Origin of the sequence: Pseudoalteromonas sp. Angola-7, assembly GCF_028599255.1 — a bacterium.
Taxonomy (GTDB): Bacteria; Pseudomonadota; Gammaproteobacteria; order Enterobacterales; family Alteromonadaceae; genus Pseudoalteromonas; species Pseudoalteromonas atlantica.
Genome location: NZ_JAQREL010000050.1, coordinates 1 through 459, shown reverse-complemented (window position 1 = coordinate 459; position 459 = coordinate 1). Strand labels below are relative to the sequence as shown.

At 39.2% G+C, this 459-nt stretch carries 1 pseudogene; it reads left to right on the top strand.

Annotation, left to right across the window (positions count from 1 at the left end):
• Positions 1–459: pseudogene (locus tag PSH50_RS21040) on the top strand (hypothetical protein); the annotation flags it as partial.

Sequence of the window (459 nt, the reverse complement as noted above, 5' to 3'; positions counted from 1 at the left end):
CTATTGTTCAGTGAAGACAGAGATTATTTAAACGACTTAAAAGACAATGATCCTGAAGGATACGAGGCCGAAACAGCATCAATCCTGCCACATTTTAATCGAATTGAACAAACTTCTGAAGGCTTAATGCTTGTTGGTGAGATGGGCTTACTAGCGAGAAGCACAGATAACGGTAAAACTTGGCTGCGTCTTGAAGAAATATACCCAGGTTCTTTCTTCGCTTTTAATTCAGATAATTCTCAAGAAGTAGTCGCAGGGCTTAGAGGTAATGTATTCAGCAAGCAGCGTGATGAAGAAGAGTGGCTTCACCTTGAAAGTACTAAAGCTGCTACTGTAAACAGCATTATTAATTACAATAACAAACAGTGGTTAATGCTAGCAAATAGCGGGGTGATTTTTCACTTACAGGATGGTTTATTAACTCATGAGCAACTTGCCGATGGTAAAGCGATACTTGAT